Annotated in this window: 27 protein-coding genes and 1 pseudogene; 11 read left to right on the forward strand and 17 right to left on the reverse strand. The window is 74.7% G+C overall.

Features of this window, described 5'->3' with window-relative positions; genetic code table 11:
* Positions 1-59: 59 nt before the first annotated feature.
* From AB0O11_RS00935 to AB0O11_RS00945, 3 genes are all read right to left on the reverse strand, one after another.
* Positions 60-632, reverse strand: coding sequence for a TrmH family RNA methyltransferase (locus tag AB0O11_RS00935; protein WP_224278372.1), 573 nt, complete (start codon positions 630-632; stop codon positions 60-62).
* Complete coding sequence (locus AB0O11_RS00940) at positions 629-1,276, reverse strand: methyltransferase (RefSeq protein WP_363380310.1); 648 nt, start codon at positions 1,274-1,276, stop codon at positions 629-631. The genes AB0O11_RS00935 and AB0O11_RS00940 overlap by 4 nt, the downstream gene beginning before the upstream one ends.
* A gap of 239 nt (positions 1,277-1,515) precedes the next feature.
* Entirely contained in the window at positions 1,516-2,001 is a 486-nt protein-coding gene (locus AB0O11_RS00945) for a carboxymuconolactone decarboxylase family protein (RefSeq protein ID WP_363380312.1), read from the reverse strand.
* Between the two features lie 211 nt (positions 2,002-2,212).
* Here AB0O11_RS00945 and AB0O11_RS00950 point away from each other — a divergent pair, with 211 nt between their 5' ends.
* Positions 2,213-2,419 carry a hypothetical protein gene (locus tag AB0O11_RS00950; RefSeq protein ID WP_224278377.1) on the forward strand — a complete coding sequence of 69 codons (207 nt, stop codon included), beginning with the start codon at positions 2,213-2,215 and terminating at the stop codon, positions 2,417-2,419.
* Between the two features lie 64 nt (positions 2,420-2,483).
* Here the strand turns inward: AB0O11_RS00950 and AB0O11_RS00955 are convergent, their stop codons facing one another.
* Entirely contained in the window at positions 2,484-5,093 is a 2,610-nt protein-coding gene (locus tag AB0O11_RS00955; RefSeq protein WP_363380315.1) for a lysylphosphatidylglycerol synthase transmembrane domain-containing protein, read from the reverse strand.
* A gap of 206 nt (positions 5,094-5,299) precedes the next feature.
* Here AB0O11_RS00955 and AB0O11_RS00960 point away from each other — a divergent pair, with 206 nt between their 5' ends.
* The 4 genes from AB0O11_RS00960 to AB0O11_RS00975 all read left to right on the forward strand — a co-directional run bounded on the left by AB0O11_RS00960 (position 5,300) and on the right by AB0O11_RS00975 (position 8,689).
* Positions 5,300-5,566 carry a UBP-type zinc finger domain-containing protein gene (locus AB0O11_RS00960; RefSeq protein ID WP_224283046.1) on the forward strand — a complete coding sequence of 89 codons (267 nt, stop codon included), beginning with the start codon at positions 5,300-5,302 and terminating at the stop codon, positions 5,564-5,566.
* A 202-nt stretch (positions 5,567-5,768) separates the two neighbouring features.
* Positions 5,769-6,041: a hypothetical protein gene (locus tag AB0O11_RS00965; protein WP_363380317.1), complete on the forward strand. Its 273-nt coding sequence runs from the start codon at positions 5,769-5,771 to the stop codon at positions 6,039-6,041.
* 218 nt (positions 6,042-6,259) lie between these two features.
* The gene (locus AB0O11_RS00970; RefSeq protein ID WP_363380320.1) at positions 6,260-7,513 is read left to right on the forward strand and encodes a serine hydrolase domain-containing protein; all 1,254 of its coding nucleotides are present in this window, start codon (positions 6,260-6,262) and stop codon (positions 7,511-7,513) included.
* Between the two features lie 138 nt (positions 7,514-7,651).
* Complete coding sequence (locus AB0O11_RS00975) at positions 7,652-8,689, forward strand: sigma-70 family RNA polymerase sigma factor (protein ID WP_363380322.1); 1,038 nt, start codon at positions 7,652-7,654, stop codon at positions 8,687-8,689.
* A 45-nt stretch (positions 8,690-8,734) separates the two neighbouring features.
* Here the strand turns inward: AB0O11_RS00975 and AB0O11_RS00980 are convergent.
* Positions 8,735-8,923: pseudogene (locus AB0O11_RS00980) on the reverse strand (STAS domain-containing protein); the annotation flags it as partial.
* 84 nt (positions 8,924-9,007) lie between these two features.
* On the opposite strand from AB0O11_RS00980, the gene AB0O11_RS00985 reads away from it, so the two are divergent.
* Positions 9,008-9,499: an NUDIX hydrolase gene (locus AB0O11_RS00985; protein WP_363380325.1), complete on the forward strand. Its 492-nt coding sequence runs from the start codon at positions 9,008-9,010 to the stop codon at positions 9,497-9,499.
* A 54-nt stretch (positions 9,500-9,553) separates the two neighbouring features.
* On the opposite strand, the gene AB0O11_RS00990 is transcribed toward AB0O11_RS00985, so the two are convergent.
* The 4 genes from AB0O11_RS00990 to AB0O11_RS01005 all read right to left on the reverse strand — a co-directional run bounded on the left by AB0O11_RS00990 (position 9,554) and on the right by AB0O11_RS01005 (position 12,427).
* Positions 9,554-10,312 carry a Clp protease N-terminal domain-containing protein gene (locus AB0O11_RS00990; protein ID WP_363380328.1) on the reverse strand — a complete coding sequence of 253 codons (759 nt, stop codon included), beginning with the start codon at positions 10,310-10,312 and terminating at the stop codon, positions 9,554-9,556.
* A 76-nt stretch (positions 10,313-10,388) separates the two neighbouring features.
* On the reverse strand, positions 10,389-11,132 hold the full coding sequence (locus AB0O11_RS00995) for a tyrosine-protein phosphatase (RefSeq protein WP_363380330.1): 744 nt from the start codon (positions 11,130-11,132) through the stop codon (positions 10,389-10,391).
* A gap of 146 nt (positions 11,133-11,278) precedes the next feature.
* The gene (locus AB0O11_RS01000; RefSeq protein WP_363380333.1) at positions 11,279-12,055 is read right to left on the reverse strand and encodes a VC0807 family protein; all 777 of its coding nucleotides are present in this window, start codon (positions 12,053-12,055) and stop codon (positions 11,279-11,281) included.
* Between the two features lie 144 nt (positions 12,056-12,199).
* The gene (locus tag AB0O11_RS01005) at positions 12,200-12,427 is read right to left on the reverse strand and encodes a hypothetical protein (protein ID WP_363380336.1); all 228 of its coding nucleotides are present in this window, start codon (positions 12,425-12,427) and stop codon (positions 12,200-12,202) included.
* Positions 12,428-12,854: 427 nt separating this feature from the next.
* Here AB0O11_RS01005 and AB0O11_RS01010 point away from each other — a divergent pair, with 427 nt between their 5' ends.
* From AB0O11_RS01010 to AB0O11_RS01020, 3 genes are all read left to right on the forward strand, one after another.
* Complete coding sequence (locus AB0O11_RS01010; protein WP_363381244.1) at positions 12,855-13,613, forward strand: RNA polymerase sigma factor; 759 nt, start codon at positions 12,855-12,857, stop codon at positions 13,611-13,613.
* Complete coding sequence (locus tag AB0O11_RS01015; protein WP_363380338.1) at positions 13,610-14,686, forward strand: hypothetical protein; 1,077 nt, start codon at positions 13,610-13,612, stop codon at positions 14,684-14,686. The genes AB0O11_RS01010 and AB0O11_RS01015 overlap by 4 nt, the downstream gene beginning before the upstream one ends.
* A 419-nt stretch (positions 14,687-15,105) precedes the next feature.
* A complete protein-coding gene (locus AB0O11_RS01020; RefSeq protein ID WP_363380341.1) occupies positions 15,106-16,665 on the forward strand; it encodes a protein kinase in 1,560 nt (519 codons plus the stop codon).
* A 212-nt stretch (positions 16,666-16,877) separates the two neighbouring features.
* On the opposite strand, the gene AB0O11_RS01025 is transcribed toward AB0O11_RS01020, so the two are convergent.
* The 7 genes from AB0O11_RS01025 to AB0O11_RS01055 form a co-directional block, all read right to left on the reverse strand.
* On the reverse strand, positions 16,878-17,399 hold the full coding sequence (locus AB0O11_RS01025; protein WP_363380344.1) for an ion channel: 522 nt from the start codon (positions 17,397-17,399) through the stop codon (positions 16,878-16,880).
* A gap of 52 nt (positions 17,400-17,451) precedes the next feature.
* Positions 17,452-18,096, reverse strand: a complete 645-nt coding sequence (locus tag AB0O11_RS01030) for a response regulator transcription factor (protein WP_363380347.1) — start codon at positions 18,094-18,096, stop codon at positions 17,452-17,454.
* Positions 18,093-19,229 (reverse strand): histidine kinase, encoded by a 1,137-nt coding sequence (locus tag AB0O11_RS01035; protein WP_363380349.1) that lies wholly within the window; start codon positions 19,227-19,229, stop codon positions 18,093-18,095. Before AB0O11_RS01035 ends, AB0O11_RS01030 begins: the two co-directional genes overlap by 4 nt.
* A 43-nt stretch (positions 19,230-19,272) precedes the next feature.
* Entirely contained in the window at positions 19,273-20,604 is a 1,332-nt protein-coding gene (locus tag AB0O11_RS01040; RefSeq protein WP_363380350.1) for a hypothetical protein, read from the reverse strand.
* 156 nt (positions 20,605-20,760) lie between these two features.
* Positions 20,761-21,048, reverse strand: a complete 288-nt coding sequence (tatA, locus tag AB0O11_RS01045) for a Sec-independent protein translocase subunit TatA (RefSeq protein WP_363380351.1) — start codon at positions 21,046-21,048, stop codon at positions 20,761-20,763.
* Between the two features lie 210 nt (positions 21,049-21,258).
* A complete protein-coding gene (locus AB0O11_RS01050; protein ID WP_363380353.1) occupies positions 21,259-21,828 on the reverse strand; it encodes an isoprenylcysteine carboxylmethyltransferase family protein in 570 nt (189 codons plus the stop codon).
* A 252-nt stretch (positions 21,829-22,080) separates the two neighbouring features.
* A complete protein-coding gene (locus tag AB0O11_RS01055; protein ID WP_363380356.1) occupies positions 22,081-23,631 on the reverse strand; it encodes an MFS transporter in 1,551 nt (516 codons plus the stop codon).
* 109 nt (positions 23,632-23,740) lie between these two features.
* Here AB0O11_RS01055 and AB0O11_RS01060 point away from each other — a divergent pair, with 109 nt between their 5' ends.
* A complete protein-coding gene (locus tag AB0O11_RS01060; protein WP_363380358.1) occupies positions 23,741-24,346 on the forward strand; it encodes a TetR/AcrR family transcriptional regulator in 606 nt (201 codons plus the stop codon).
* Here the strand turns inward: AB0O11_RS01060 and AB0O11_RS01065 are convergent.
* Complete coding sequence (locus AB0O11_RS01065; RefSeq protein ID WP_188299973.1) at positions 24,336-24,653, reverse strand: cupin; 318 nt, start codon at positions 24,651-24,653, stop codon at positions 24,336-24,338. The two genes, AB0O11_RS01060 and AB0O11_RS01065, sit on opposite strands and share 11 nt — an antisense overlap.
* 120 nt (positions 24,654-24,773) lie before the next feature.
* On the opposite strand from AB0O11_RS01065, the gene AB0O11_RS01070 reads away from it, so the two are divergent.
* Entirely contained in the window at positions 24,774-25,040 is a 267-nt protein-coding gene (locus AB0O11_RS01070; RefSeq protein WP_363380361.1) for a hypothetical protein, read from the forward strand.
* Positions 25,041-25,049 lie beyond the last annotated feature (9 nt).

The following is a 25,049-nucleotide window of genomic DNA, read 5'->3' on the forward strand; positions in this document are numbered from 1 at the left end:
CCCGGGCTCCCCTCGCGCCGCGGGGCGCTACTCGTCTACTCGCCTGCTCGTTTACTGGCCTACTCGTCGTCGCCGAGGTCGGCTGCGAGGTCGCCGTCCGGGGTGCCGCTGATCGCGTAGCCCTGCCGGCGTGCCTCGTAGCAGGCCACCGTCGCGGCCGCCGAGACGTTCAGCGAGCCGACTCGGCCCAGCTGCGGCACGAACACCACCTGGTCGCACAGCGCCAGCGCCTCGGGCGTGATCCCGCGGTCCTCGTGCCCGAGCACGAAGGCCACCGCCGGGGTCAGCTCGGCGGCGAACATCGGCACCGCCTCGTCCGCCAGTTCCAGGCCGACGACCTTGAAACCGTCCGCCTTGGCCGCCGCGACCGCCTCCGCGACGGTCGGGAAGTGCTCGACCTTCAGGTACTTGTCGGTGCCCATCGCGGCCTTCTGGGCTCCGGCCGAGCGCACCGACGGGGTGTCCCCGGTCAGGTACAGCTTCTCGGCGCCCATCGCCGCGCCGGTGCGGACCACCGAGCCGACGTTGAACGGCGACTGGAGGTTCTCCAGGATCATCGCGAGCCGGAACTCGTTGCTGCGCCGCCACGAGCGGTGCAGACGCTTCAGTTCGGTCCCGCGCAGCTGCTTCACGTCGTCGTACCTCGTCCACTCTCTTCGGAGCCCTCGCCCACCTCGGGGCGGGGCCGCGCTTCCAGGATCCGCACCCCGTTGACCGACGTGACCCGGGTGGTCGGGTAGCCCTGCTCGTTCAGCCACTTCTGGAGCGAGTCCGAACCCAGGTGCTTCTGCACCACCAGGAACGCCGAGCCGTCCGGGGTCAGCCGGCCGAGCCAGTGCGTGAGCAGGCGGCGCAGCGCGGCCTTGCCGATCCGGATCGGCGGGTTGGAGTAGATGGTGGCGAAGCGGACGTCCTCGGGGACGTCGTCGGGCAGGGCGGCCTGGACGTTGCCGAGCCCGAGCGCCTCGGCGTTCAGCCGGACCAGTTCCAGGGCGCGCTCGTTGACGTCCACCGCCCAGACCGGGAGGCGCTTGCGGCGGCTCGCCCAGGTCAGCGCGATCGGACCGTAGCCGCAGCCGATGTCCAGGATCGGGCCGCGCACCCGCGGCTGCGGGGCGTGCTCCAGCAGGATCCGGGTGCACGGGTCGAGCCGGTTGCGGGAGAACACCCCGGCGTCGGTGGTCAGTTCCAGGGTGAGGTCCGGCAGGGAGACCGTGATCGGCCGGCGGTCGCTGGCGACCTCGGGTGCACCGGTGAAGTAGTGCGAGCCGGACATGATTTCCCCGTCGTTCGTATGGGCCTCGGGGCCACCGGGTGGGTGTGGGTTAGCCCTTTGTACGGCACCGATCGTACCCCTGGTGGCCCGGACGGCGTTCCGGCCGTCGCCCCGTGACGGCGCTCCCGCCGCCGCCCTGCCACCGCCCGCCGAGGCCCTGCTACCGCCCCGCCGAGGCCCTGCTACCGCCCCGCCGCCGCTCTGCCACCGCCCGCCGCCGCTCCCGCACGGCGGTGCGGTCAGGCGGTGCCGGGGGTCTTGCGGGTGGCCACGTTGATGCGGTTCCAGGCGTTGATGGTGAAGCAGACCGAGATCAGCTGTGCCAGCTCGGCCTCGGCGAAGTGCGCGGCGGCCCGGGCGTACACCGCGTCCGAGACGCCGCCGCCGATCCGGGTGATCTCCTCGGCGAGCGCCAGGGCGGCCCGCTCGCGCTCGGTGTACACCCCGGCCGGGGCCTCCGGCCAGACCGGCAGCAGGTAGATCCGCTCGTCGGTCTCGCCGGCCTTGCGGGCGTCCTTGGCGTGCATGTCCAGGCAGTACGCGCAGCCGTTCAGCTGGGAGGTGCGCATCTGGACGAGTTCGACCAGGGCCGGGTCCAGGCCCTCGCGGGCGGCGGCGTCCAGGGCGATCATCGCGCGGAACACCTTGGGGGCGGTGCGGGCGTAGTCGAGGCGGGCGGGGGTCTCGGTGGCTGCGGTGGTCCGGGTGATCTCGTTCGTCGTCATGGTGATGACCCTAGGCGCGGAATGCACCCGCCCCCTGGGTCATTCAGGGTGCTGTTTCGTGGGTCAATCGGGCCGGCCGGCCAGGCGTTGCGCAGGTCCCGGCAACACGCCGGGGCGGGGTCGGCACTTCGCGTCCGGGTGCCGGGCGGCGGATACTGCCAGTACCGCCAGCCGGGCCCGTGAAGGCCTCCGAACAGTGAGGACGGATGCCATGCCGCAGGAACAGCACGAGGAATACCTGATCGAGGAGACCGCCGAGACCGTCGAGCCCGACGAGAAGGCACCCGAGGGCGACACGTACGACGAGGTGGCCGAACGCCGGTCCCTCGGTGCGGACCCGGCGACCAACGTCGCGGACGTCGTGGAACAGACCCGGGCGGTCCGGCACGGCGACGTGGAGGAGGAGTACCGGGAGTAGCCGACGGGCGCCGGGCCGGGCTTCAACCCCGGTGACCGGGGCCCGGCCACGGGGCCCGGCGCGGCTAGAGGGCCCGGCGGCGCTGCAGCCAGACGAAGGCCGCCCAGCCCGGGAGCACCGGCAGGATCAGCGTCAGCAGGCGGTACAGCGTTACCGCGGCCAGCGCGCCCTGCTCCATCGACGCGGTCTGCTGGAGCAGGGTGATCAGCATCCCGTCCACCGCGCCGGCCCCGCCCGGAGTCGGTGCCGCGCTGCCCACCGCGTTGCCCACCAGGAACACCACCGCGACCGAGGCGAAGGACGGCTCCCGGCCGATCGCCCGGGCACAGCAGTACAGGCAGGCGATCAGGCAGATCGACACCAGCAGCTGCCCGGTCACCCCCACCGCCAGCCGGGTCGGGCTGCGCAGCAGGTCCAGCAGCCGCGGCACGACCTCGGCCGTCAGCGGCCGCAGCCGCGTCGCCAGCCACCGCCGGGTCACCGGGATCGCGGACACCGCCGCCAGCAGCGCCGCCGCCCCGGCCAGCCCGCCGACCACCGTGGGCAGTGCGTCCAGCTCGGAGCCGCCCGGCTCGAAGCCCAGCAGGTAGACGAAGGCCCCCAGCTGCAGCAGGTGCAGCACCAGGCCGATCAGTGTCCCCACGCCGACGCTGGACAGCGCCTGGGCGGTGGGGATGCCCGCCTGTTGCAGCAGGCGGGTGTTCAGCGCGACACCGCCGACGCCGCCGGGCGACACCAGCTTCACGAACGATCCGGCCACCTGCGCCAGCACCGCGTTGCGGAAGTTCAGCCGCTCCGGCACGAAACCGACGAAGCCCATCGCCGCTGCGACATGGCTCGTCGCCGCCGCGGCCAGCGCCAGCAGCAGCCACCAGGGATCGGCGTCCGCGAGGGCGGAGACCGGGTTGTCCTCGGACGCGAACAGCTGCGGGATCAGCAGCGAGCCGGCCACCACCCCGCCCACGACGACCAGCAGGGTCCGCGGCCGCACCCGTTCCAGCCGCACCGGCCGGCCCACCACCTGCGGGCGGGTGCGCAGGACCTCCGCACGGATCTCGTCGAGCAGGCCGTTGGGGGCGGGGGCGTCGTGGTGGGGGTCCGGCTCGGCGGCCCGGGTGGCGGTGCTCTTCGCGTGTTGCTTGAGGGCGCGCCGGGTGGTGTGGGTGAGGGCGATGGGCTGGAGCAGCGGGAGGGCGGCGCCGATCGGGTCGGGCCCGAGGACGGCGATGGCGGTGCGGACGGCGCGGGCGGCGCCCGCGCGGAGGGCGAGGGTGGTGAGGAGCTGGGCGAGGTCGCAGTGCAGGACGAGTTCGGTGGCGGCGATGTCGCCGTCGGCGAAGTCGACCAGGTGCACCGCGCCCGAGTCGTCGATCAGCAGGGAGGAGGGGACGAGGGCACGGTGGGCGATCTCGCGGCGCTGGAGCAGGGCGAGCTGTTGCCAGGCGTCGGTGAGCAGCTCGTCGGTGATCTCCTCGTCGGCGAGTTCGTCCAGGGTGCGTCCGGCCAGCCGTTCGTACGCGATGAGGGCGGTGTCCTGGCCGAGGCCGGCGGTGGCGGCGATGCGACGGGTCCGGACACCGGCCGCGAGGGCCGCATAGGTGACGAGTGCCTCGTGCTCCAGCCCGGTGCGCGGGGAGCGCAGGACGCGCGGGTCGGGGGCGGTGTGCAGGCGCAGCCGGCGCCAGGCGCGCTGGACGGCGGCGGCGGTGACGGCCTGCCGGTCGAGGATTCGGACGTCGAGGTCGGGGCGGTGGCCGGCCTGCCGGACCCGGTAGCGGTCGGGGCCGGCCGGCTGGGCCTCGACCGGCCGCAGGCCGCTGTCGCGCAGGGCGCGCAGGACCTCGCCGGGCCGGGGGCAGGGATCGGGGGTGCCGACCGCGTACAGGGTGCCGTGGGCGCCGGTCCAGCCGATCAGCAGTCCGAGCAGGAGCGCGGTGGGGGTGGCGTACCCGCCGGTCACTCCGGCGAGGCCGGAGAGGGCGAGGACGGTCCAGGGCAGGCGGCGTTCCCGGCTGCCGGAGGCGGTCATGAAGGCGAGGACCGGCGCGAGGTAGCCGTAGACGGGCTCGGTGTGCCCGAGCCCGCCGGGCAGGGGCTGGGTGAGCGCGGTGAGCAGCGAGACCGGGGCGAGGCTGTCGGCCCACAGGCCCAGGCCGAGCGTGGCGCCGTACGCGAGGACGGCGGCGAGCAGCCCGTCGGAGACCTGCTGGAGGGCGCGCCGCCGGTCGGGGCCCAGCAGCCGACGGGCGGCGAGGCCGACCGGGAGCAGCAGGACGGCGGCGGTGGTGAGCCCGCCGGCCAGGCCGGCCATCGGGCGCGGCACCAGCGCGGCCGCCTCGGCGACATCGGCGGCGATGCCGCCGGTGGTGGCACGGGCGTAGTCGGCGAGCAGCAGGGTGAGGGCGATGGCGAACAGGCCGCCGAGGAGCCGGATCAGGGCGACGGGCTGCCGGACCCGGTCGGTGGCGGGCAGCGTGCGGGCCCGGAACCGGCCGGTGCCGGCTTGCTCGGGTATCCGGGCGGTGGCCGCACCTGCGCTGCCGTCGGCCGGTCCCCTGGTGTCGCCGGTGTTGCCGCTGCCCTGCGTCCCCACGCCGCGTTCCCGCCGCGCGGTCGAACCGCCGGGGTCGCCCCCGCCGGTTTCGTCGTTCGTTCTCCCCGTCACGATCGCCACGGGTGGCATGCTCCCATGCCGCCGGTGGACGAGGAGCGGGGAATCCGCCGTGCCGGTACGGCGTGGCCCTGCGCCGGCCGGTCGGCAGGACGACCAGGTGGCGCAGGTTGACGTGGCGGGGCGGCTGACGGTGTAGCGCGACGAGGTCGGCGACGTCCTCGGCCCCGAGCAGGCGCTCCGCGCCGGGGCGGCATAGCCTTTCAGTCATGAGCGCCTGCGAAGACCTCGCTCTGGCCCCTCAGGACATCGAGCCCCGGCCGCCCGTCGACGGCTGCGCCGACTGCCTGGCGCAGGGTCGCCGGGACTGGGTGCACCTGCGGATCTGTCTGGACTGCGGTCACATCGGCTGCTGCGACTTCTCGCCGCAGCGGCACGCCACCGCGCACTTCCACAACACCTCCCACCCGGTGATCCGCTCCTACGAGCCGGGGGAGGACTGGCGCTGGTGCTTCGTCCACGAGGTCATGGGCTGAGGCGGGTTCCCGCGTACGGCTCCCGCGCACCGCGGTCGCGTGCGGCTCCTGCGCACCGCGGCCGCGCACGGTTCCCGCAGCGGCCGGGCGGCTTCTCCACAGTGGCGCGGGCCCGCAGCCCGGATAAAATCCGGACATAACGCCCATGCGGCCCCGCTGCCCGGCATCCGTCCGGCCGGCGGCCGACGAAGGGAGGCCGACGATGACCAAGCGAACGCCAGGCAGCACCGCCAAGTTCCGCCAGGGCACGCAGGAGCTGCTGGAGCGCCGGGGCATGGCGAGTCCGCCCATCCGGCTCGCGCCGGAGCCGAGCGCCGGCGCGATGTCCCACGCCGCCGGCGGGCACGGCGCCGGCGAGGTGTTCCGGCACGGCGGAAGGGACGCGCCGGGCACGACGATGCACGCGGCTCCGGCGATGCACGCCGAGCTCAAGGGGCACCGGCACCGTGGTGCGGAGAAGCACTCCGCCCACTGAGCCGCACCCCACCGCAGGGGCGGGCGACCGGGCCACGGTCGCACCGCCCCTGACGTGCGGTCAGGGGCGTTCTCGGGGAGGGTTCGGGGGTGCTCCCGGATGCCGCGGCCCGGCGCCGCCCCGAAGACTCTCTCCCGTCAGAGCCACCGCCGACCGGGCGGGCCGCCGCCAGGGTGGCCCGACACCCGCCGGGTGAGCCGCCATTGGGGAGAATCCGCATGAACAGCCGTACCCGCACCGGTCGTTGGTCCGTCCTCGCAGCAGCCGGCGCGCTGCTCGCCGCCGCCACGGTCGGCGTCGCGACCCCGGCCCTGGCCGCGGGAGCCTCCCCGGCCGTCGCCACCGTCGCCCTTGCCGGGCCGTCCCGCGCGCCCGCGACGGCCCAACCCGGCCCGCTGGACCGGGAATCGCTCGCCGCGACCCTCGGCTCCCTGCCCGCCGGCATCACCGGTGCGCTGGTCCGGGTCGACGGCCCGGGTGCGCGGTGGCGCGGCACCTCGGGGGAGGAGGTGCCGGCGAACGCCCGGTTCCGGATCGGCAGCGTCACCAAGGTGTTCACCGCGACGGTGATGCTCCAGCTCGCCGCCGAGGGCAGGGTCGACCTGGACGGCACCGTCCAGCACTACCTGCCCGGACTGCTGCCGGCCGACCCGGAGGTCACCGTACGGCAGTTGCTCAACCACACCAGCGGCCTGCCCGGAGGCGGCGGGATGACCTCGGGGGACGGCAGCACGGCGTGGTTCGCCGCGCACAAGGCGACCTACTTCAGCCCCCAGCAGGTGGTGGCGGACATGCGCACCCAGCCGAGGAACTTCGAGCCCGGCACCGCGCAGCAGTACAACGGCAACAACTACTTCGTCGCCGCGCTGGTGATCGAGAAGATCACCGGCGACGACTACGCGGACCAGGTGCGGCGGCGCATCACCGGCCCGCTCGGCCTGCACGCCACCTACGTCCCGGCCGCCGACGACCTGACCATCCACGGCCCGCACGCCACCGGCTACGTGGACGTCCGGAACGCCGACGGCAGCACCGCCCGGGTGGACGTCACCGAGCAGAGCCCGTACCCGTGGGCCGAGGGCGGCATGATCTCCTCCGCCGCCGACCTGGAGCGCTTCTTCGACGCGCTCTACCGCGGCCGGCTGCTGCCGCCCGCCCAGCAGGCCGAGGTGTTCGCCGTCCCGGACCTGCCGAACGACCACAACAAGAACTGCGAGATCGGCCCGACCGCCGGGCACGCCTGCTACAGCACCGCCGGCCTGCTGCGCACCGTCCTGCCGAACGGCACCGAGATCTGGGGCAAGAACGGCTCCCGGCCCGGCTACACCACCGGCGTCTTCGCCACCCGTGACTTCTCCCGCAGCGTGGTCGTCGGGCTCAACCCGACCGGCATCACCGGCGAGGAGTTCCCCACCCTGTGGAAGCTGGTGACCGCCGGCTTCGGCTCCGGACAGGCGTACGGACAGCACTGAGCCGGACAGCACCGAGCCGGACAGCACCGAGCCGGCCGGCACCGAGCCGGCCGCTCCCGAAGGGCGGTTGTCAGTCGCGTGCGCTACGTTCGTCCCGTTCACCAGGGCACACGGCAGGACGACGGGGGCGGGCGCACCATGGCCGACGTGATCACGGAGGAGCCGGTCGAGCTCCAGCTGGAGCGGTACCGCACCGAGCTGACCGGCTACTGCTACCGCATGCTCGGCTCGGTCTTCGAGGCCGAGGACGCGGTGCAGGAGACCATGGTCCGCGCCTGGCGCGGGCACAAGGGCTTCGAGGGGCGGGCCGCGCTGCGCTCCTGGCTGTACCGCATAGCCACCAACGTCTGCCTGGACGCGCTGAACGGCCGCAACGGCCGGGCCCGGCCGATGGACCTGGCCGGCCCGGTCACGGTGGCCACCGCGCACGGCACCCAGCTGCCCGAGATGACGTGGATCGGTCCTGCACCGGACGGCCGGGTGCTGCCCGAGACGGGGGACCCGGCCGAGGTGGCCGCCCAGCGCGAGTCGGTGAAGCTGGCGTTCGTCGCCGTGCTCCAGCGCCTCGCGCCCCGGCAGCGGGCGGTGCTGATCCTGCGCGAGGTGCTCGGCTGGAAGGCCGCCGAGGTGGCCGAACTGCTCGGCGTCACGGTGGCCTCGGTCAACAGCGCGCTCCAGCGGGCGCGGGCGGTGCTCGCCACGGACGCCTCGGCCGCCCGGCCGGCCCCGGAGCTGGACGAGGACCACCGCGCGCTGCTGGAGCGCTACGTCCGCGCCTTCGAGGCGTACGACATGGAGGGCCTTGCCGCGCTGCTGCACGAGGACGTCACGCTCAACATGCCGCCGTTCTCGATGTGGCTGCGCGGGCAGGACGAGATCCGGGCGTGGATGCTGGGCCCCGGGCACGGCTGCCGCGGTTCCCGGCTGCTGCCGGTGACGGCCAACGGCGGCCGGGCCTTCGGCCAGTACCGGCCGAGCCCGGCGGGCGGGCACGAGCCGTGGGCGGTGATCGTGCTGGAGGTGTCAGGGAACCGGATCACCGGTTTCACCAACTTCCTGGACACCGGCGTGCTCTTCCCGCTCTTCGGCCTCCCGCCCCGGTTGGAGGCCGAGCCCGTCGAAGCCGTCGAGCCCGCCGAAGCCGTCGAGCCCGTCACGGGTCCCGCCGCCGGGTAGCTGCGCGAGGTCCAGGGGATCCGCCGCGCCCGGCAGCAGCGCCGAGAGGCCGCTGAACGCCAGCAGTTGGCGCAGCGGCCCGCCGGTGTTCAGCAGCACCACGGCCACCCCGTGCCGGGCGGCGGCCAGCCGCAGCCGGGCGAGCGCGTCGACGACGGCCAGGTCGGGGGCGGTGAGCGCGGCCAGGTCGCAGGTCAGTACGGGGCTGCCCGGTGTGGTCTCCACAGTGTCCATGCCGGATAGGACCGCCGGCGGGGCCGCGGCTCATCGGTCGGGTGGCAAAGTAGGGGCGACCGCACCCACCCCAGGAGGAGCACCGTGACGGCTGAGCCACTGAAGTCCCGCGAGGAATGGCTGGCGTCCCTGCCCCGGATCTACGCGGCGGCGGGCTGCCTGCTGCGGGACGAGTCCGGACGGATCCTGATCGTGAAGGCCGGGTACCGCGAGCACTGGCAGTTCCCGGGCGGCACGATCGACCTCGGCGAGGGCCCGGTCGAGTGCGCCGTGCGGGAGTTGGAGGAGGAGACCGGCATCGTTCGGGAGGCGGGCGAGCTGCTGGTCATCTCCTGGACCCACGCCTCGGACGAACTCGACCACCCCGCCCAGCACTTCATGTTCGACTTCGGGACCGTCCCGGACGGCACCCCCGTGACCGTCCCGGCCGGCGAGCTGGACACCCACCGCTGGGCGCCGGTCGAGGACGCCATGGGGCTCCTCGGGCCGGCCCGCTCGGCCCGGCTGCGGGCGGCGCTGGAGGCGGCCGAGGACGGCCGGGTCCGGATCGTCACCACCCGCGTCTCCGGGTTCTGAGCGCAAGTGCCCTGCCCCGGAGGGGAGTTCCGTCCGGGGCAGGGCGCCGTGGTCTCACTGCTGCGGCCCGGACTCCTCGTCCCGAGCGGCGATGATGGCGGCGATCGCCTCCGAGACGAAGGTCTCCGTCTCGGACTTGTCCACCTTCAGCCCGGCCAGCACGCCCTGGCCGTTCTCCAGTTCCAGCAGCGCGAGCAGGATGTGCTCGGTGCCGACGTAGTTGTGTCCGAGCTTGAGCGCCTCCCGGAAGGTCAGTTCCAGCGCCTTCTTGCTCTCGGCGTCGAACGGGATCAGTGCGGGCAGCCCGTCGACGGCGGCCGGCAGGGTGGCGGTGACCGCCTCCCGGGCGGCCTGCGGGGTGACGCCCTGCGCGGCGAGCGCCTTCGCGCCGATGCCCTCGGGCTCGGCGAGCAGGCCGAGCAGCAGGTGCGCCGTGGTGATCTCGGCGTTGCCCGACTTGCGGGCCTCCTCCTGCGAGGCCACCACGACGCTGCGGGCCCGGGGCGTGAACCGGCTGAAGCCCTGGCTGGGGTCGAGGTCGTTCGGGGTGCCCGGGTCCTTGGGGACGAAGCGCTTCTGGGCGGCCTGCTTGCTGACGCCCATGCTGCGGCCGATGTCGGTCCAGGAGGCGCCGGAGCGGCGGGCCTGGTCGACGAAGTGGCCGATGAGGTGGTCGGCGAGCTCGCCGAGGTGGTCGGCGGCGATGACCGCGTCGGAGAGCTGGTCGAGCGCGTCGGTGTGGACCTTCTTGATCGCGGCGATCAGGTCGTCGAGGCGCAGCGGAGTGGTGTTGGGAACAACAGGATTCTCCATGCGTCAACCGTAGGTTGTCGACCCGAGGATCGTCAACCGTCGGTTGACGGTGATCGTGGCGGCGTCGGGGCCCGCGCTACGCGGCGGGCAGCAGCCGTTCCCGGACGGCGGCGATCCGCTCGGGTGCGACGCCCGCCGCGAGCAGGTAGCCGGCCGGGTCGAACCCGTCGAGCGCGGCCGCCAGGGCGGCCTCGGCGGTGGTCCCGGCCTCGGCGAGCACCGCGTCGATCCGGCGGTACGGGTCCGGCAGGCCCAGCATCCCGTACAGCGGGCGGATGTTGGGGCCGCTCAGCAGGTAGTCCTCGGCGATCGCGGCCCGGTCGACCCCGGCCAGGGCGAGCAGCAGCACGGCGGCCAGGCCGGTGCGGTCACGGCCGGCGCCGCAGTGCACCACCACGCCGCCGGGACGGGTGCCGGCGATCGCGGAGATCAGCGCGGCGGCGGCGTGCGGGCAGTGGTCCAGGTACGGGCGAAGCGCGAGCGGGGTGCCGTCCAGCCGTCCGTGGGCCTCCCACCGGGCGGGGCCGGCCAGCTCGTCCAGCGGGACGCGGATCAGCTCGACGCCCTCGGGGAGCGGAAGGAGCGGCTTGTACTCCTCGGCGTTGCGCAGGTCGACCACGGTGCGGACGCCGTGGTCGAGGAGGGCGTCCCAGCCCTCGGCGGTGAGGCGGTCCAGGTTGTCCGCCCGGACTATCGCGCGGTGGGCGGTGAGTCGGCCGGAGGCGGTGGGCAGTCCGCCCAGGTCGCGGACGTTCAGGCAGCCGTCCCAGACGAGCGTGCGGTCCACGGTGCTGCTCGGCGCGTGCGTCGTCCGGTGCATGGGGCTCCCCGTTTCCTCGTCGGGGGTCCCGTTACCCCCTCGTTATGTGACGACTCCCGGGAGATCCGGATGGTTCCTCGCTGTTCGAGTCCTCGGAACCGGTTGTTCAGGAAGGCGGGAAGGGGAGGGAGGGAAGGACCGCGCGCTCAGGCGGCGGTCGGGGCCTCGGTCTCTGCGCGGACCAGCCGCTCCATCGGCTCGACCGCGATCTGGCCGAGCATCGAACCGGCCACGATCGCGCCGATCAGGAAGACGGTGGACAGCCAGGCCATGGTCGACACCGGCAGGGTGAAGGCGCCGACCACCCGGGCCGCGCACTCGGTCAGCAGCGCGGTGCCCCAGATGCCCGAGAACAGGCGCTCGTGGCGGCGGAAGGCCCGCGACCCGGCCGCCCGGCCCTCGACCAGCCGCTGCCAGGCGGCGGAGCGTTCCCGCCGGCCCTTGGTGAGGAAGGGCATCAGCATCGGGGTCATCACCGGTCGGCCGATCAGCGCGGAGGCCAGGATCGCCAGTGCCACGGTGCCGCTCAGCCCGCCGTCCTTGGCGATCATCAGCCGGGCGTCGCCGGTGACGAAGGTCAGCGCCAGGCCCGCCAGGTTCACGGTCAGCATCAGGGTGGCCCACAGGTTGAGCCTGCGCTCGCCCAGCAGGCCCAGGACGGTCCGGGCGGCCGGGAAGGCACTGCTCCAGGCCAGCGCGGCGAACTCGCTCAGACCGAGCGCCGAGTGCAACAGGTAGTAGCCGGCCAGCGGGGCGGCCACGTCGAGGGCGAGCGGGCGGAGCCCGGAGACCAGCGGGTTGGGCGCCTCGGCGTGGGCGGCACCCGTGGCGGCGTCCCGGGCAGGAGTGGCGGTGGTGCCGGTGACGGTGCTGGTGAGGGCGACGGTGCCGGTGACGGCGGTGGCGCTGACGGTCTGGCTCACGGTGGGTTCCTCCCCCGGCTGGTGGCCGCGGGCCGCTGCCCGCGTCGTGCCTCCAGTTTTTCCGTCCGGCCCTCCGTCAGGGCAGTGCCGTCCGTTGCGTCATCCGCGTGACAGTTGTCATGGTGCGCGTCGTGACACCGCCCCCTACCTGCTGCTTTTCACTCCTCGACGGGGAAGGTCCTGCTCCTCGACGGGGAAGGCCCACAGCTCGCGGCCCAGGGTGTCCAGGCAGCGGACGGTGCCGAAGCGCTCGTCCCCGGCGGACAGGAAGCCCTGAGCGACGCCCGCCAGGACCGTCCGGGCGGCGCCGTCGCCGCGGGTCCGGGCGCCGGTCAGCACCAGAGCCTCGTCGGCCGGCTCGGCGCGCTGCACCCGGGCCACCGCGGCGGCCCGGACGGGGCCGACCGGATCTGCTCGGACCGGCCGGGGGAGGGGCGCACGACAGGGGCCTGCACGGGTCGTGCGTGCGCCCTCGGGCGCGGCGGGGTCACGGTGGCGGGCCGGGCGCGTCGGCGGATCCGGCGTCCGGGCATCTCGGCGGTCCGGACTGCTTCGCCTACAGACAACGTAGGCCGGACGGGCCTTTGCGGGCCGTGGGCGAACGACAGCAGTCCTCGGGACCTCGGCCCCGGCCGGACCGGTCCTTCGGCCGGAGCCGAAGCGTTCGCCCGAATGGCGCATCATGTGGCGAGTGCAGAGTGCAGAGCGCCCCGGAGCGGGCACCGACAGCCCCGTCGGCCGGTCCGGACCAGTACCACCCACCGGCCCGCCACCGGGCCCGGCCCCCGCTCCCCCCGACCTGACCGAGGCGGTCCGGGCCGCGCAGGGCGGGGACGAGGAGGCGTTCCGGCTGCTCTTCCGGACTGTCCAGCCGGGCCTGCTGCGCTACCTGCGGGTCCTGGTCGGCGGCCGGCCGGAGGACGCGCAGGACGCCGAGGACATCGCCTCCGAGGCCTGGCTGCAGATCGCCCGCGACCTGCGCGGCTTCTCCGGCGACGGGGACGGCTTCCGCGGCTGGGCAGCCACCATCGCCCGCCACCGCGCCCTCGACCACCTGCGTGCCCGGCGCCGCCGTCCGGTCGCCGACCTGCCCTTCGAGCAGCTGGTCGAGCTGGCGGCAGGGGACGACACCGCACGCGCCGCGCTGACCACGGTCGGCACCGCCGACGCCCTGGCCCTGATCTCCCGGCTGCCGCGCGACCAGGCCGAGGCGGTGCTGCTGCGGGTGGTCATGGAGCTGGACGCGGAGAGTGCCGCCCAAGTGCTCGGCAAGCGGGCCGGCACCGTCCGGATGGCCGCCCACCGGGGGCTGCGGCGGCTGGCCAAGCTGGTCGAGCCGCTCGCGTCCGGGGGCGGCATCCCGGCCGCCCGGGGCGGCGGCGCGACGGCCGGCGCGGGGGCCGGACAGGGCCCCGAAGCCCCGGGGGGCGTCCCCGGACCGGCCCCTGGAGTGAGCGCGGGCGAGGCCGCCGGGCGACCTGCGGGGAAAGCCGCGAAAAAAAGTTCTCCGCAGGGTGTGACAGAACGCCGGGCCGCGACGCTGAAGGACATGAGATGAGCACCAACCGATCCCGTCGGATCGACCGTGACACCGCTGAGCAGCTGCTCGGTGGTGCTGTGGGCGGCCCGTCGGCCGGGCAGGACGCCTCGCTCACCGGACCGGACGGCGGTCCCGGGCAGCTCGCCCGGGTGCTCGCCGCGGCCGCCGCCCCCGCGACGGCCGGCGAACTGGCCGGGGAGGAGGCCGCCCTGGCCGCGTTCCGGGAGGCCGGTCTCACGCCCGACCCGACAGTGACCCCCGTCCGGAGACGATCGATGGCAACCGCCGCGCTGGCCAGGGCCTTCAGCACGAAGGCCACTGCCGTCGTGCTCGGCGCCACCGCGCTGTGCGGTGTCGCCGTCGCCGCCGGCACCGGCAGCCTGCCGTCCGCGCTGGGTGGCGGCCCGTCCGCGCCGGAGCACGGGCTCGCGGGCGTGGGCGCGGCCACCGCGCCGGGCTCGTCGGCCGCCGGCTCGTCCGTCGGCGTGGCCCCGTCCGATGCCGTGGCGTCCGGCTCCGGCCGTTCCTCCGGAACCGCCTCCGCCGGGCCGCAGGCGGTCGTCCCGTCCGGCCCCGCGACGCCCGGCACCCCCTCCGCCGAGGGACGCGGTGGCCACCCGGCCGTCCCGCCCGCCCTGGTCGGCCTCTGCACCGGTTTCACCGACGGTACGGCCAAGGGCGAGCGCCCGAGCCGGCTGGCCGGTGAGCCGCGGTACGGCCCGCTGGTCGCGGCGGCCGGCGGCGCGGACCGGGTGGCGGACTACTGCAACGCCGCGATCGGTGACGAGGACGGCGACCACCAGGGCGGCACCGCCCCGACGCGCGACCCCGGTCGCACCGGCACCGGCGCGACCGCCGGAGCCGGCAAGGGGAACACCGGCGGAGGCCGGACCGGCGGCAGTGGCAACGGGAGCGGCAACGCCAACAGCGGTGGAAACGGCCAGGACAGCGGCGACAACGGTCAGGACACCGGCGGCAGGCCGGGCAAGTCCGGCGTGACCGTCCCGCTCGTCCCGCCCACCCCCGCCCCGCAGGACGTCCGCCCGAGCAGGACCGACCGGACCGAGAACGAGCAGTCGGCCGGGAGGTAACCCCCAGAACTCCGGGTGGGCGGCGAGCGACTCCCCCCGGGCTCGTCGCCCACCCGGAACAGCACCACCGCAGGACCCGCAGGACCGGCCGGACCGGCCGGACCGACGGGAAGCAGTACCACCCGAAGACCCCGGGTGGCCGGTCGGCTCCCCCGTGCCCACCGACCACCCGGCCGGCTCCGGCCGGACCGGCAGGCGCACCCCGGACGCGCCGCCGGCCCGGCCGGCCCGGAAACGTGCGGCCCGCCCGCCCGCAGTCAGGGCGGGCCGCACCCCCGTGCCGGCGGCCGGGGGACCGCTGCCCGGTCCCCCGACCGCCACCCTCCGCCCCTGGTCGGCCCGTTCGACGGTGCGGCTATCGTGCACAGGTGCACGAGGCGGCCCGGGACCCCGGGCAGGGCACGTGAGGGGAGCTCCAGGTGATCGGACGGGCGCTGAACGGGCGTTACGAACTCGTCGGAATGCTCGGCGTCGGCGGCATGGCCACCGTCTGGCGAGGCGTGGACCGGGTGCTGGGCCGTCAGGTGGCCGTCAAGGTCCTCAACGGGGGCCTCGCCGACGACCCCCGCTTCGCCGAGCGCTTCAGCCGCGAGGCCCAGCACGCGGCCATGCTGGTGCACCCGAGGATCGTCATGGTCTTCGACTCGGGCGTGGACCAGGGCACCCCGTTCATCGTCATGGAGCTGGTCAACGGCCGTTCGCTGGCCGCCCTGCTGGCCGAGCAGCGGACCCTGCCGGTGGAGCGCGCCGTCGGCATCGCGGCGGCGGTCTGCGAGGCGCTGTCCGTCGCGCACGCGGCCGGGCTGGTGCACCGGGACATCAAGCCCGGGAACATCATGATCACCGACGACGGCGGGGTGAAGGTCGTCGACTTCGGCATCGCCCGGGCCGGCTCCTCCAGCAACCTGACCCAGACCGCGAGCGTGCTCGGTACGGCCGCCTACCTCTCGCCCGAGCAGGCCACCGCCTCGGCGCTGGACGGGCGGACCGACCTGTACGCGGTCGGCTGCGTGCTCACCGAGATGCTCACCGGCGCGACCCCGTTCACCGCCGAGACCCCGGTGGCGATCGCCTTCAAGCACGTCAGCGAGCAGCCGCCGGCGCCGTCCGCCCGCCGTCCGGGCCTGCCGCCCGCACTGGACGCGGCGGTGCTTCGGCTGCTGGCCAAGAACCCGGCCGACCGCCCGGCCGGCGCGGCCGCCGCCCGGGCCGAGATCCTCGGCACCGTCCCGGGGCTGATGGTCGGCGACCCGACCGCCGAGCTGCTGGCGAGCGCGGGGGCGGCGGGGGTCGCCACCCAGCTGCTCCCGCCCGTCCCCTTCTCCCCGGCGCCGAACCAGCAGCACACCACGGTGCTGCCGCCCCAGCCGCCGGCCGCCACCTCGGTGATGGCGCCGATCCCCGTCCGGGCGCCTGCCCCTGCGCCCGCGCCCGCTCCCGCCCGCAGCCGCCGAAAGCCGCTGGTGTTCGGGGCGTTGGGCGTGGCGGGCCTGGCCGGCGTCGCCGCGCTGGCCCTCACCGCCTTCGACGAGCCGGCCGGCAACGCGGCCGCCGCCAAGCCCGCCGCGGCCACCACCTCCACCACCCCGGCCGCGACGCCCGCCCCGAAGGCCTCCGCGACCGCGACCTCGTCGGCGCCCACCACCCCCTCGGCACCCCCGGCCTCCACCGCGGCCGTCCCGCGCAACCAGCCCGCCGCGCAGCAGATCCAGTCCTTCCGCCAGGCCGTCGCCCAGGCCCAGGTCACCAAGGAGCGGGACAAGCAGACGGACCTGCTGAAGATCCTCGACGCCACCGCCGCCCGCCTCAACGAGGGCAACCCGGACGACGCCGCGCAGGAGCTCAGGAACGCCCAGAAGGTGATCCGGGACATGGGCAAGAAGCACGCCGTCGACGTTCCGACCTACGCCAACTGGAACGCCCGGCTCTCCGCCCTGTACGCCACCCTGCACACCACCGCCGACCTCCAGGACGACTGACGAGCCCGGTCGCCGCCCTGGCGGACGCCGATTCGCTGACGGCCCGCGGTTGACACAGGCTTGTCCACAGCCTGTGGACAAGCCTGTCGAAGGGCCGGGACGCCGGCCCCTCCGGTTTCCCGTTCCCGTCACACCGAGGTCGGCCCGGTACTGTGCCGGCCCGTCCGGCCCGCCCGGTACGTGCCGTCCGCGTACCGCCCGCCGTGGCGGACTCAGTCCTGCTTCCGGATCCTTCGCTCGACGTTCCCGCGGATCGCCTGGGACGCGGTCCCGGCGGCCGCCGCGAGGAACACGAAGTTGTACCCGATCTGGAGGACCACCACGAGCCGCGCCGTCTGCCCCGCCGGGGTGATGTCCCCGTACCCCACCGTCGCCATCGTCACGATCGTGAAGTACAGCGCGTCCAGCCGGGTTTCCAGCCCGTCGAACTCCGCCTTGTGCGAGCCGAGCACGTAGTACGTCGCCGCGAAGATGGTCAGCGCCAGGAAGATCAGGAAGATCAGCCAGACCACCGGCCGTCTGGCGGTGCCCCGGATCACTCCGATGATCTTGGCCAGCATCAGCCAGCTCATCCCGACCAGTGCCCCCACGAACACCAGCCAGCTCAGCCGCGGCCGGCGCTCGCCCAGCCACTCCAGCGGCAGCGTGAAGTATCCGGCCATCAACAGCGTGGACGCGCCCAGCAGCCAGAACCAGGACCGCAGGTCGACGGGCGGGGGCGGGTTCTCGGACATCCTGCCCAGCCTGCCCCGCACCCGACCCCGTCCGCCCGCTCGCCTGCTCCGATCAGGCGAGCCCCCGCTGGATGGCCAGCACCGCCAGCCGCACCCGGTTCGGGCTCCCCGTCTTGGTCATCAGGTTCGACACGTGCGTCTTCACGGTCGTCACCCCCAGGTGCATCCGTCCGGCGATCTCGGCGTTCGACAGCCCGTCCGCGAGGTGCCGCAGCACCTCGCTCTCCCGGTCCGTGAAGCGGACTTCCGGTACCGCCCTCCGCTCCGCCCCCGCCCAGTCCTCCGCCGCCCGGGCCACCACCCGCCGCAGCACCGCCGGGCTGTACGGGCTGTCGCCCGCCGCCGCCCGCCGGACGGCGTCCAGGACCGCGCCCGGCTCGACGTCCTTGGCGAGGAAGCCGCAGGCGCCGGCGGCCAGGGCCGGGTAGAGCCGGTCGTCGTCATCGAAGGTGGTCAGCACCACGACCCGGGCCGAGGGAAGACGGGACAGCAGCTGAGCCGTCGCCGCGATGCCGTCCGTCCCCGGCATGTGCAGGTCCATCAGCACGACGTCGGGCCGCAGCCGCACCGCGAGCTCGACCGCCCGGGAACCGTCCGCCGCCTCGCCGGCCACCGTCAGGTCGTCCGTGGACTCGACCAGCATCCGCACCCCGGCCCGGACCAGCTGCTGGTCGTCGACGATCAGCACGCCGGTCATGCCGCCGCCCCCGTCCCCAGCGGCCAGGAGGCGGCCAGCCGCCAGCCGTCCGGTACCGGTCCGGCCTCGATGGTGCCGCCGACCAGTGCCACCCGCTCCCGCATCCCGAGCAGCCCGTGTCCGCCGTCCACGGGCGCCGGCCCGGCCTGCCCGCGGGTGTTCTCCAGCTCCAGTGCCACGTTCCCGTTCTCCGTCGTCGCCCGCAGCCGGACGCGCGCGCCCGGGCCGGCGTGCTTCACCACGTTCGCCAGCCCCTCCTGGACCAGCCGCAGCACCGTCAGCCCGCCGATGGCGTCGAGTTCGGCGAGCCGGCCGCCGATCACCGCGTCGACCCGCAGCCCGGCCGCCCGCGACCGCTCCACCACCCCGGCGACGGCGGTGGGCAGGTCGGCGGTCTCGGCGAGCAGCGGGGCCAGCTGCCCGGCGTCGGGCTCGCGCAGGGCGGTGAGCAGTCGGCGCAGGTCGGCGAGGGCGGCGGTGGCGCCGGCGTGCACGTCGTCCAGTACGGCGGTGAGCCGGGGGTCGGCGTCCGGCAGGACGTGCCGGGCGACGCCGACCCGCAGCACGGTGGAGGCCAGGTGGTGGGCGACCATGTCGTGCAGCTCGCGGGCGATCGCGGCGCGCTCGCCCATCCGGGCGCCCCATTCGGCGAGGTCCCGGCTGCGCTCGGCCTCCCGGGCCCGTTCCTCGGCCGCCTGCCGCACCCGTTCGGCGGCGCGGATGTAGCGGGCCAGCAGCACCGGTACGCCGCCGAACAGCGCCGTCCGGTAGAGCGCGTCGGGTACGGAGGGCCAGGCGTGTGCCAGCTCCGCGCAGAGCAGCACGGCCCACAGCCCCGCCACCGGACGGCCCCACCGCCGTACGGCCAGTTCGAAGAAGGCCGCGGCCACGCCGACCTTGACCTCCACCTGCACGGCGTGCGCCACGGCCGGCACGGTCAGCGCGCACTGCCCGAGCGCCACCGCGAGCGGCAGGCGCCCGCCGAGCGCCGCGAGCAGCAGCGCGCCGACGGCGACCGCCCAGTCCGTCGCCGTCAGAGCCTGCGGACGGCCCGCCAGCAGCAGGTACCCCAGCCCGGAGCCGATCAGCGCGGGCCGCAGCAGCCGCGAGCCCCTCCACGTCGTTCCCCACACCCTGCCGACCCTAGGGCGGCCCCGGGCCCCGCGTGATCGTCCCTCAGGCCGAGACCGGGGCTCCTCCTTCCGGCCGCTCAGCGGGCCCCGGCTCGTCCAGCAGCTCCAGCACCGCCAGTACGACGACCAGCCCGAGCGCCAGACAGAGCGTCACCAGCACGGTCGGGTAGTTCCACAGCACGAAGGCCAGCGCCGCGACCGCGACCGCCAGCCAGCCCAGCGCGGCCTTCCAGCGGTGGACGAACCGGCCGACCGGCCCGAGCCGCAGACCGGCCCGTTCGGCCACCCGCCGCACCGCGCCCAGCCCGGCGCTCCAGCCGCCGCGGACGGTGCGCGCCCACCGCCCGCCGCCGATGATCCAGGCGCCGAGCGCGACCAGCAGGCCGAGGGTGACCACCACCCGGACGGCCGAGCGCAGGTACCGCACCAGGGTGTCGTACACCGCCTGGGCGGCCGCCTGGTCGACGTCGGCCGGGAGCCGGTCCAGGTAGACGGCCCGGAACACGCTCAGCCCGATGCCCAGCAGCAGCGCCCCGCCCGCCATGCCGAGGGCCGCCGCCACCACCGCCCGGCGGTGGCGCGTCGCGAGCAGTACCCCGCCGAGCGCGCAGGCGCCGGCCAGCACCGGCACCCAGAAGCCGGCCAGGTCCAGTACCCGCAGGGTGGTGCGGACCTTGGGGAGGGCGTCGGACTGCACCAGCGGGTAGGAGGTGTGGATCTCCGGGATCCGGGAGGCCAGCGGGAGCCCCCGGTCCACCAGTGCGGACTTCACCCGGGCGATCACGGGGGCGAGGTCGAGCAGCACCGTGTCGTTGCGGACCTCGACGGCGCCGCCGCCCTGTCCGGTCACCATCTTCTCGACGGCGGCGTGCGCCTGCCGGTTGACGTCCGTCCAGAGGGTGGTGAAGGCGTCGCTGTCCACGAGCCGTTCGACCTCGGTGTGGACGAAGCTGCCGAGTCCGCTGTCCAGGGCCTGGCCGATGCTGCCCAGCAGGGCGTCGAGCTTGGGCCTGTCGGCCGGGGCGACGCCGTCGAGCAGTGATTCGAGCGGGAGCTTCTTCATGATTTCGGCGGTCACCCGGTCGGCGACGGCAGCCTTGACCCGGGGGTCCTTGGCCAGCGGGGCCATGGTCGCGAGGTAGCGGTCGGTGTCGCTGATCTCGGACCTCGCCCAGAGCGCGAGGGCGCCGAGCGGGGTGAGCACGCAGGCCAGCACGATCAGCAGGGCGGAGAAGAAGGAGCGCATCCGGTGCCGGGGCGGGTGCCGTGCCGGTCCGGCCGCCAACTGGTCGGCGAGCCGTGCCTCCTGGGCCTCGACCGCGCTCAGCCGGGCCCGCAGCTCGGCCAGTTCGTCGCCGGGCTGGTCGGTCGGCATGCCGGGCCTCCGTTCCTCCGAGGGGTGCATACCAGGAGACAACGGATCAGATCGGACGGCCAGTCGACGCTCGTGCGCCGGAGCGTTCCCCCACCGGCCCGGAACGGCGGAAAGCCCCTGGTGGCTCACCAGGGGCTTTCCGGAGAAGAGGGGGACTCAGGCGGTCGTCTCGGGCCGCTTGGTCTCGGCGGCCTTGGTCACGTTGGTCGGCGTGACGGCCGGGCGGTCGGCGCTCTGCTGGGGAGCGGCGGTGCTCTGCGCGGTGCCGGCGGCGGCGTCCGCCGGGGTGTCGTCCTCGCGCATGGCCTTCGTCTCGGCCTTCAGGATGCGCATGGACTTGCCCAGACCGCGGGCCATCTCGGGCAGCTTCTTCGATCCGAACAGCAGGATGACGACCGCCAGCACCACGAGAATGTGCCAGGGCTCAAGACCGTTCCGCAGCATCCCTGGCCACCGGTCCCTTCTTGTCTAGAGTCGTGGCGGGCGCTAGCGCCCGTGCTGGCCAGTATGCCTGGCCCTGACGGCGAACGGATACACCAGCCGGGAAACGCTGGCCAAAAACCAGGTGCCGTTCGAGCGGATCGCGAGCGCCGTGGCACCCGCCTGGCCGATTGCGGGTGCCGAAGCTCACACCCTCCGCCCGCGGCGGTGCGATCAGTGGACGAACGGCACCAGACGCTTCGACACCCGACGGTACTCCGCGTACTCGCTCCCGAAGACGTCCAGCAGCAGCCGCTCCTCGGCGGAGATCCGCCGGCCGTACGCGGTCAGGAGCAGCGCCGCGACCACCAGGGCGGCCGCCCAGCTGCCGGTGCCGACCGCGTAGCCGGCCCAGACCAGCAGGCTGCCGGCGTAACCGGGGTGCCGGATCAGCCGGTACGGGCCGGTGCGGACCAGGTGCTGGTCGTCCACGGTGCGCAGGGTGCGGGTGTAGTACCGGCCCAGGGTGCGCATGCCCCAGGCCCGCAGCGCCAGCCCGACGGCCACCATGGCCACCCCGAACCAGCCCGCCCAGACGGGCAGTTCGCCGATCGCGGCGCGGTCGAACAGCACCACGGCCAGGACCGACACCAGGTAGCAGCCGAGCAGCAGCCGGGTCGACCCGCGGTCGCGGCGGTCGGCGTGCCAGGTGCCGGCGGAGGCGTCCTCGCGCCGGCGCAGCAGCAGCTCGTAGGCGGTCCAGCAGAGGACGCCGAGGAGGGAGAGGAGAGCGGGCAGGGACATCAGGGGCTCCCGGAGGTCGGATCCGAGGTGTGCTTCCACGGTCCTCCGGGTGGGCCGTCGGCACACGCACCCGGGGGTGGAGCCATCGCGGTCCACCCCTGGGTGGAGGCTGGGCGCGGCGGCGCGCCGTGCTCGGTGCGGCCGCCGGGCCGGCCGGTGGCCGCGGCGGGTGGCTGCCTCCGCAACGGCGGAGAGCCCCCGCCCGGGGTGGGCGGGGGCTCTCGATGACTCGCGTGGATCGGGCCGGGTGGGTCAGGCGGCGACGGCCTCGGGCGTGGGTGCGGGGGCGGCGGCCGGGAGGTGGCGCATCAGGCGGTAGGCCAGGACCGCGGCGCCCAGGGCGAAGACCAGGCCGACCACGGCGGCGACGTGCAGGCCGTCGGTGAAGGCGGTGCGGGCGGTCTCCAGCAGGTCGGCGCCGAGCCGGCCGGGCAGGTGGGCGGCGACGGTGACCGCGCCGCCGAGGGTGTCCTGGGCGGTCCGGGCGGCCTCGCCGTCGACGCCGGCCGGGAGGGTGCCGTCCAGCTGGTGGTGGTAGACCGCGGCGCCGGCCGCGCCGAGCAGGGCGATGCCAAGCGAGCTGCCGAGCTCCACGGCGGTCTCGGAGGTGGCGGAGGCGGCACCGGCCTGCTCGACCGGGGCGGCGGAGACGACCATCTCGGCGGTCATTGTTATGGTGCCGACGGTCCCGGCGGCCAGTACGCCCGCCGCGGTGAGGACGAGCGCCAGCGGGGAGTGCGGGCCGACCCGGGTCATCATCGCGAAGCCCGCCGAGCCGACCAGGAAGCCGCCGCCCATCAGCACTGCCGGGCGGACCTTGCCGGCCAGCGCCGAGCTGACCCCGACCGCCGCGCCGACGCCCAGGCTCGGCACCAGCGACCAGAGCGAGGCGGCCAGCGGGCTCATGCCCTTGACCAGCTGGAGGTACTGCGAGGTGAAGAGGGCGAAGCCCATCATCGCGAACATCGCGACGGTGTTGACGCTGATCGCGCCGCTGAAGGTGCGGATCCGGAACAGGCTCAGGTCGAGCAGCGGGTTCGCGGCGGCGCGCTGGCGCAGGACGAACGCGCCGGCCAGCAGCAGTCCGGCGGGGACGGCGAGCCCGGGCAGCAGGCTCCAGCCCTCGACGGCGACCGTCTTGATGCCGTAGACCAGCGGCAGGATCGCGGCCAGTGAGAGCGCGGCGCCGAGCAGGTCGAAGCGTCCGGTGCGTCCGGTGGAGCGGTACTCGGGGAGCAGGACGGGCGCGGTCAGCAGCACCAGGGCCATCACCGGGACGGCGAGCAGGAAGGCCGAGCCCCACCAGAAGCGCTCCAGCAGCAGGCCGCCGGCGACCGGGCCGAGGGTGGCCCCGGCGGTGAGGATGCCTCCCCAGGCGCCGAGCGCGATCTGCCGCTGCTTGGGGTCGTGGAACATGTTGCGGATCAGCGCGAGGGTCGAGGGCATCACGGTGGCCCCGGCGGCGCCGAGCACCGCGCGGGCCGCGATCAGCTGGCCGGCGTCGTGCGACCAGGCGGCCAGCAGCGAGGCGCCCGCGAAGCAGGAGGCGCCGATCATCAGCAGCCGGCGGCGGCCGATCCGGTCGCCCAGCGCGCCCATCGTGATGAGCAGCCCGGCCAGCAGGAACGAGTACATGTCCATGATCCACAGCTGCTGGGTGCCGCTGGGCGCCAGCGTGGTGGAGATGTACGGGACGGCGAAGAAGAGCACGCCCATGTCCATGGCGAGGACGAGGGTCGGGAGCAGGAGGACGGCCAGGCCGATCCATTCGCGACGGCCTGCGCGGCCAGTGGTTGCGGTCATGGGGAAGACGGTACGGGCGGGTAAGACGCTTGTCTAGTACGTATGTGTAAATCGCCCGTGCAAGACATTCGTGCGAGACATTCGTCCAGGGCTTCCGTAGGATCGAGGAATGGGAAACCGCGAAGACCTGATGGCCGGCGCCAAGCGCTGCCTGTACGAGAAGGGCTACGGGCGCACCACCGCCCGCGACGTCGCGACCGCCTCCGGCGTCAGCCTGGCCGCGATCGGCTACCACTTCGGCTCGAAGGAGGCGCTGCTCAACGCGGCGATGATCGAGGCGATCGGGGAGATGGGGGAGGCCCTGGGCGCGGTGGTGATCGCCGCCAACCAGGTGTCGGACGACCCCGAGGTGCGCTTCGCGGCCGTCTGGGACGGCCTGCGGGACGTCTTCGTCGAGCACCGCGGGCTCTGGGCGGCCCAGTTCGAGGCGCTCGCCCAGGCCGGACACGCCCCCGAACTGGCGGAGGCCTTCGCGGCGGCGCAGAAGGAGGGCCGGCTCGGGCTGGCCGCGGTCTTCCAGGGGCTGCCCGAGGTGCCGGACACCGAGGAGGAGGTCGTCCGCGGCGCCTTCTACCAGACCCTGCTGGCCGGCTACTGCGCCCAGTGGCTGGCCGCGCCCGAACTCGCTCCCAGCGGACGGGACTTCCTGCGGGGACTGCGGTTGGTCGGCGACAGCGTGTTCGGCCCCGTGGAGGCCGGGTCCGCTACGCGGTGACGGCCGTCAGCAGCACCACCGAGTCGACGTGCGCCAGCAGCCCGTGCCGCTCCTGCGGGACGGGCTCCAGGCGGCCGGCCGGCAGTTCCAGCCGCCGTCCGGCGATGGTCAGCGAGACCCGGCCGCGCAGGACCTGGACGCTGCCCGCGGTGGGCGGGTTGTGCTCGTCCAGCGCGGTGCCCGCGGTCAGCGCGATCACGGTCTGGCGCAGGATCCCGTCGTGCAGCACCAGGTGGGCGCTGCGCCCGTGCGGGCTCTCGGCCGCAAGGGCGGCGTGCTCCACGGCGAGCTGTTCGAGATCGGGCATCGCGCCGCCTCCTCACTCCGTGTGCCCAGCGTCGCGGACGTCCGGGCCTCCCGCACCCGGAGCGACCCGGGCCGAGCAGCCCGACGTGCAGGCTCCGCCGGCTGCCCGCATCGTGGAGGCATGGCGACCAACGACAGAGTCATTCCCGGGTTCCGGGTCAACCGCCCGCTGCTGACCGGCGGTGTGGCGCTCACCGCGATCGGCACCGTGCTCAGTGCGGCCGGCACGGTGGTGGTGTGCGCGGCGCTGATCGCGGCCGGGCGCAGCTGGGTGCGCGGCCTGGAAACCCCGCCGGGCACGCTCGCCCAGCGGGCCCTGCGGGAGGCGAAGGTGGCCTCCGCGGCGGGCTGGGAGGCCTGGCGCGCCGAGCACGGCTCGCCCAACTGAGCCCGCCCG

The sequence above is a fragment of the Kitasatospora sp. NPDC093102 genome (genome assembly GCF_040683915.1).
Taxonomy (GTDB): Bacteria; Actinomycetota; Actinomycetes; order Streptomycetales; family Streptomycetaceae; genus Kitasatospora.

What these genes read in the sequence shown, in the direction of transcription:
- AB0O11_RS00940 (WP_363380310.1), bottom strand. Translation starts at nt 1,276, where the DNA reads ATGTCCGGCTCGCACTACTTCACCGGTGCACCCGAGGTCGCCAGCGAC.
- AB0O11_RS00945 (WP_363380312.1), bottom strand. Translation starts at nt 2,001, where the DNA reads ATGACGACGAACGAGATCACCCGGACCACCGCAGCCACCGAGACCCCC.
- AB0O11_RS00950 (WP_224278377.1), top strand. Translation starts at nt 2,213, where the DNA reads ATGCCGCAGGAACAGCACGAGGAATACCTGATCGAGGAGACCGCCGAG.
- AB0O11_RS00960 (WP_224283046.1), top strand. Translation starts at nt 5,300, where the DNA reads ATGAGCGCCTGCGAAGACCTCGCTCTGGCCCCTCAGGACATCGAGCCC.
- AB0O11_RS00965 (WP_363380317.1), top strand. Translation starts at nt 5,769, where the DNA reads ATGACCAAGCGAACGCCAGGCAGCACCGCCAAGTTCCGCCAGGGCACG.
- AB0O11_RS00970 (WP_363380320.1), top strand. Translation starts at nt 6,260, where the DNA reads ATGAACAGCCGTACCCGCACCGGTCGTTGGTCCGTCCTCGCAGCAGCC.
- AB0O11_RS00975 (WP_363380322.1), top strand. Translation starts at nt 7,652, where the DNA reads ATGGCCGACGTGATCACGGAGGAGCCGGTCGAGCTCCAGCTGGAGCGG.
- AB0O11_RS00990 (WP_363380328.1), bottom strand. Translation starts at nt 10,312, where the DNA reads ATGGAGAATCCTGTTGTTCCCAACACCACTCCGCTGCGCCTCGACGAC.
- AB0O11_RS00995 (WP_363380330.1), bottom strand. Translation starts at nt 11,132, where the DNA reads ATGCACCGGACGACGCACGCGCCGAGCAGCACCGTGGACCGCACGCTC.
- AB0O11_RS01015 (WP_363380338.1), top strand. Translation starts at nt 13,610, where the DNA reads ATGAGCACCAACCGATCCCGTCGGATCGACCGTGACACCGCTGAGCAG.
- AB0O11_RS01025 (WP_363380344.1), bottom strand. Translation starts at nt 17,399, where the DNA reads ATGTCCGAGAACCCGCCCCCGCCCGTCGACCTGCGGTCCTGGTTCTGG.
- AB0O11_RS01030 (WP_363380347.1), bottom strand. Translation starts at nt 18,096, where the DNA reads ATGACCGGCGTGCTGATCGTCGACGACCAGCAGCTGGTCCGGGCCGGG.
- AB0O11_RS01040 (WP_363380350.1), bottom strand. Translation starts at nt 20,604, where the DNA reads ATGCCGACCGACCAGCCCGGCGACGAACTGGCCGAGCTGCGGGCCCGG.
- tatA (WP_363380351.1), bottom strand. Translation starts at nt 21,048, where the DNA reads ATGCTGCGGAACGGTCTTGAGCCCTGGCACATTCTCGTGGTGCTGGCG.
- AB0O11_RS01050 (WP_363380353.1), bottom strand. Translation starts at nt 21,828, where the DNA reads ATGTCCCTGCCCGCTCTCCTCTCCCTCCTCGGCGTCCTCTGCTGGACC.
- AB0O11_RS01055 (WP_363380356.1), bottom strand. Translation starts at nt 23,631, where the DNA reads ATGACCGCAACCACTGGCCGCGCAGGCCGTCGCGAATGGATCGGCCTG.
- AB0O11_RS01060 (WP_363380358.1), top strand. Translation starts at nt 23,741, where the DNA reads ATGGGAAACCGCGAAGACCTGATGGCCGGCGCCAAGCGCTGCCTGTAC.
- AB0O11_RS01065 (WP_188299973.1), bottom strand. Translation starts at nt 24,653, where the DNA reads ATGCCCGATCTCGAACAGCTCGCCGTGGAGCACGCCGCCCTTGCGGCC.
- AB0O11_RS01070 (WP_363380361.1), top strand. Translation starts at nt 24,774, where the DNA reads ATGGCGACCAACGACAGAGTCATTCCCGGGTTCCGGGTCAACCGCCCG.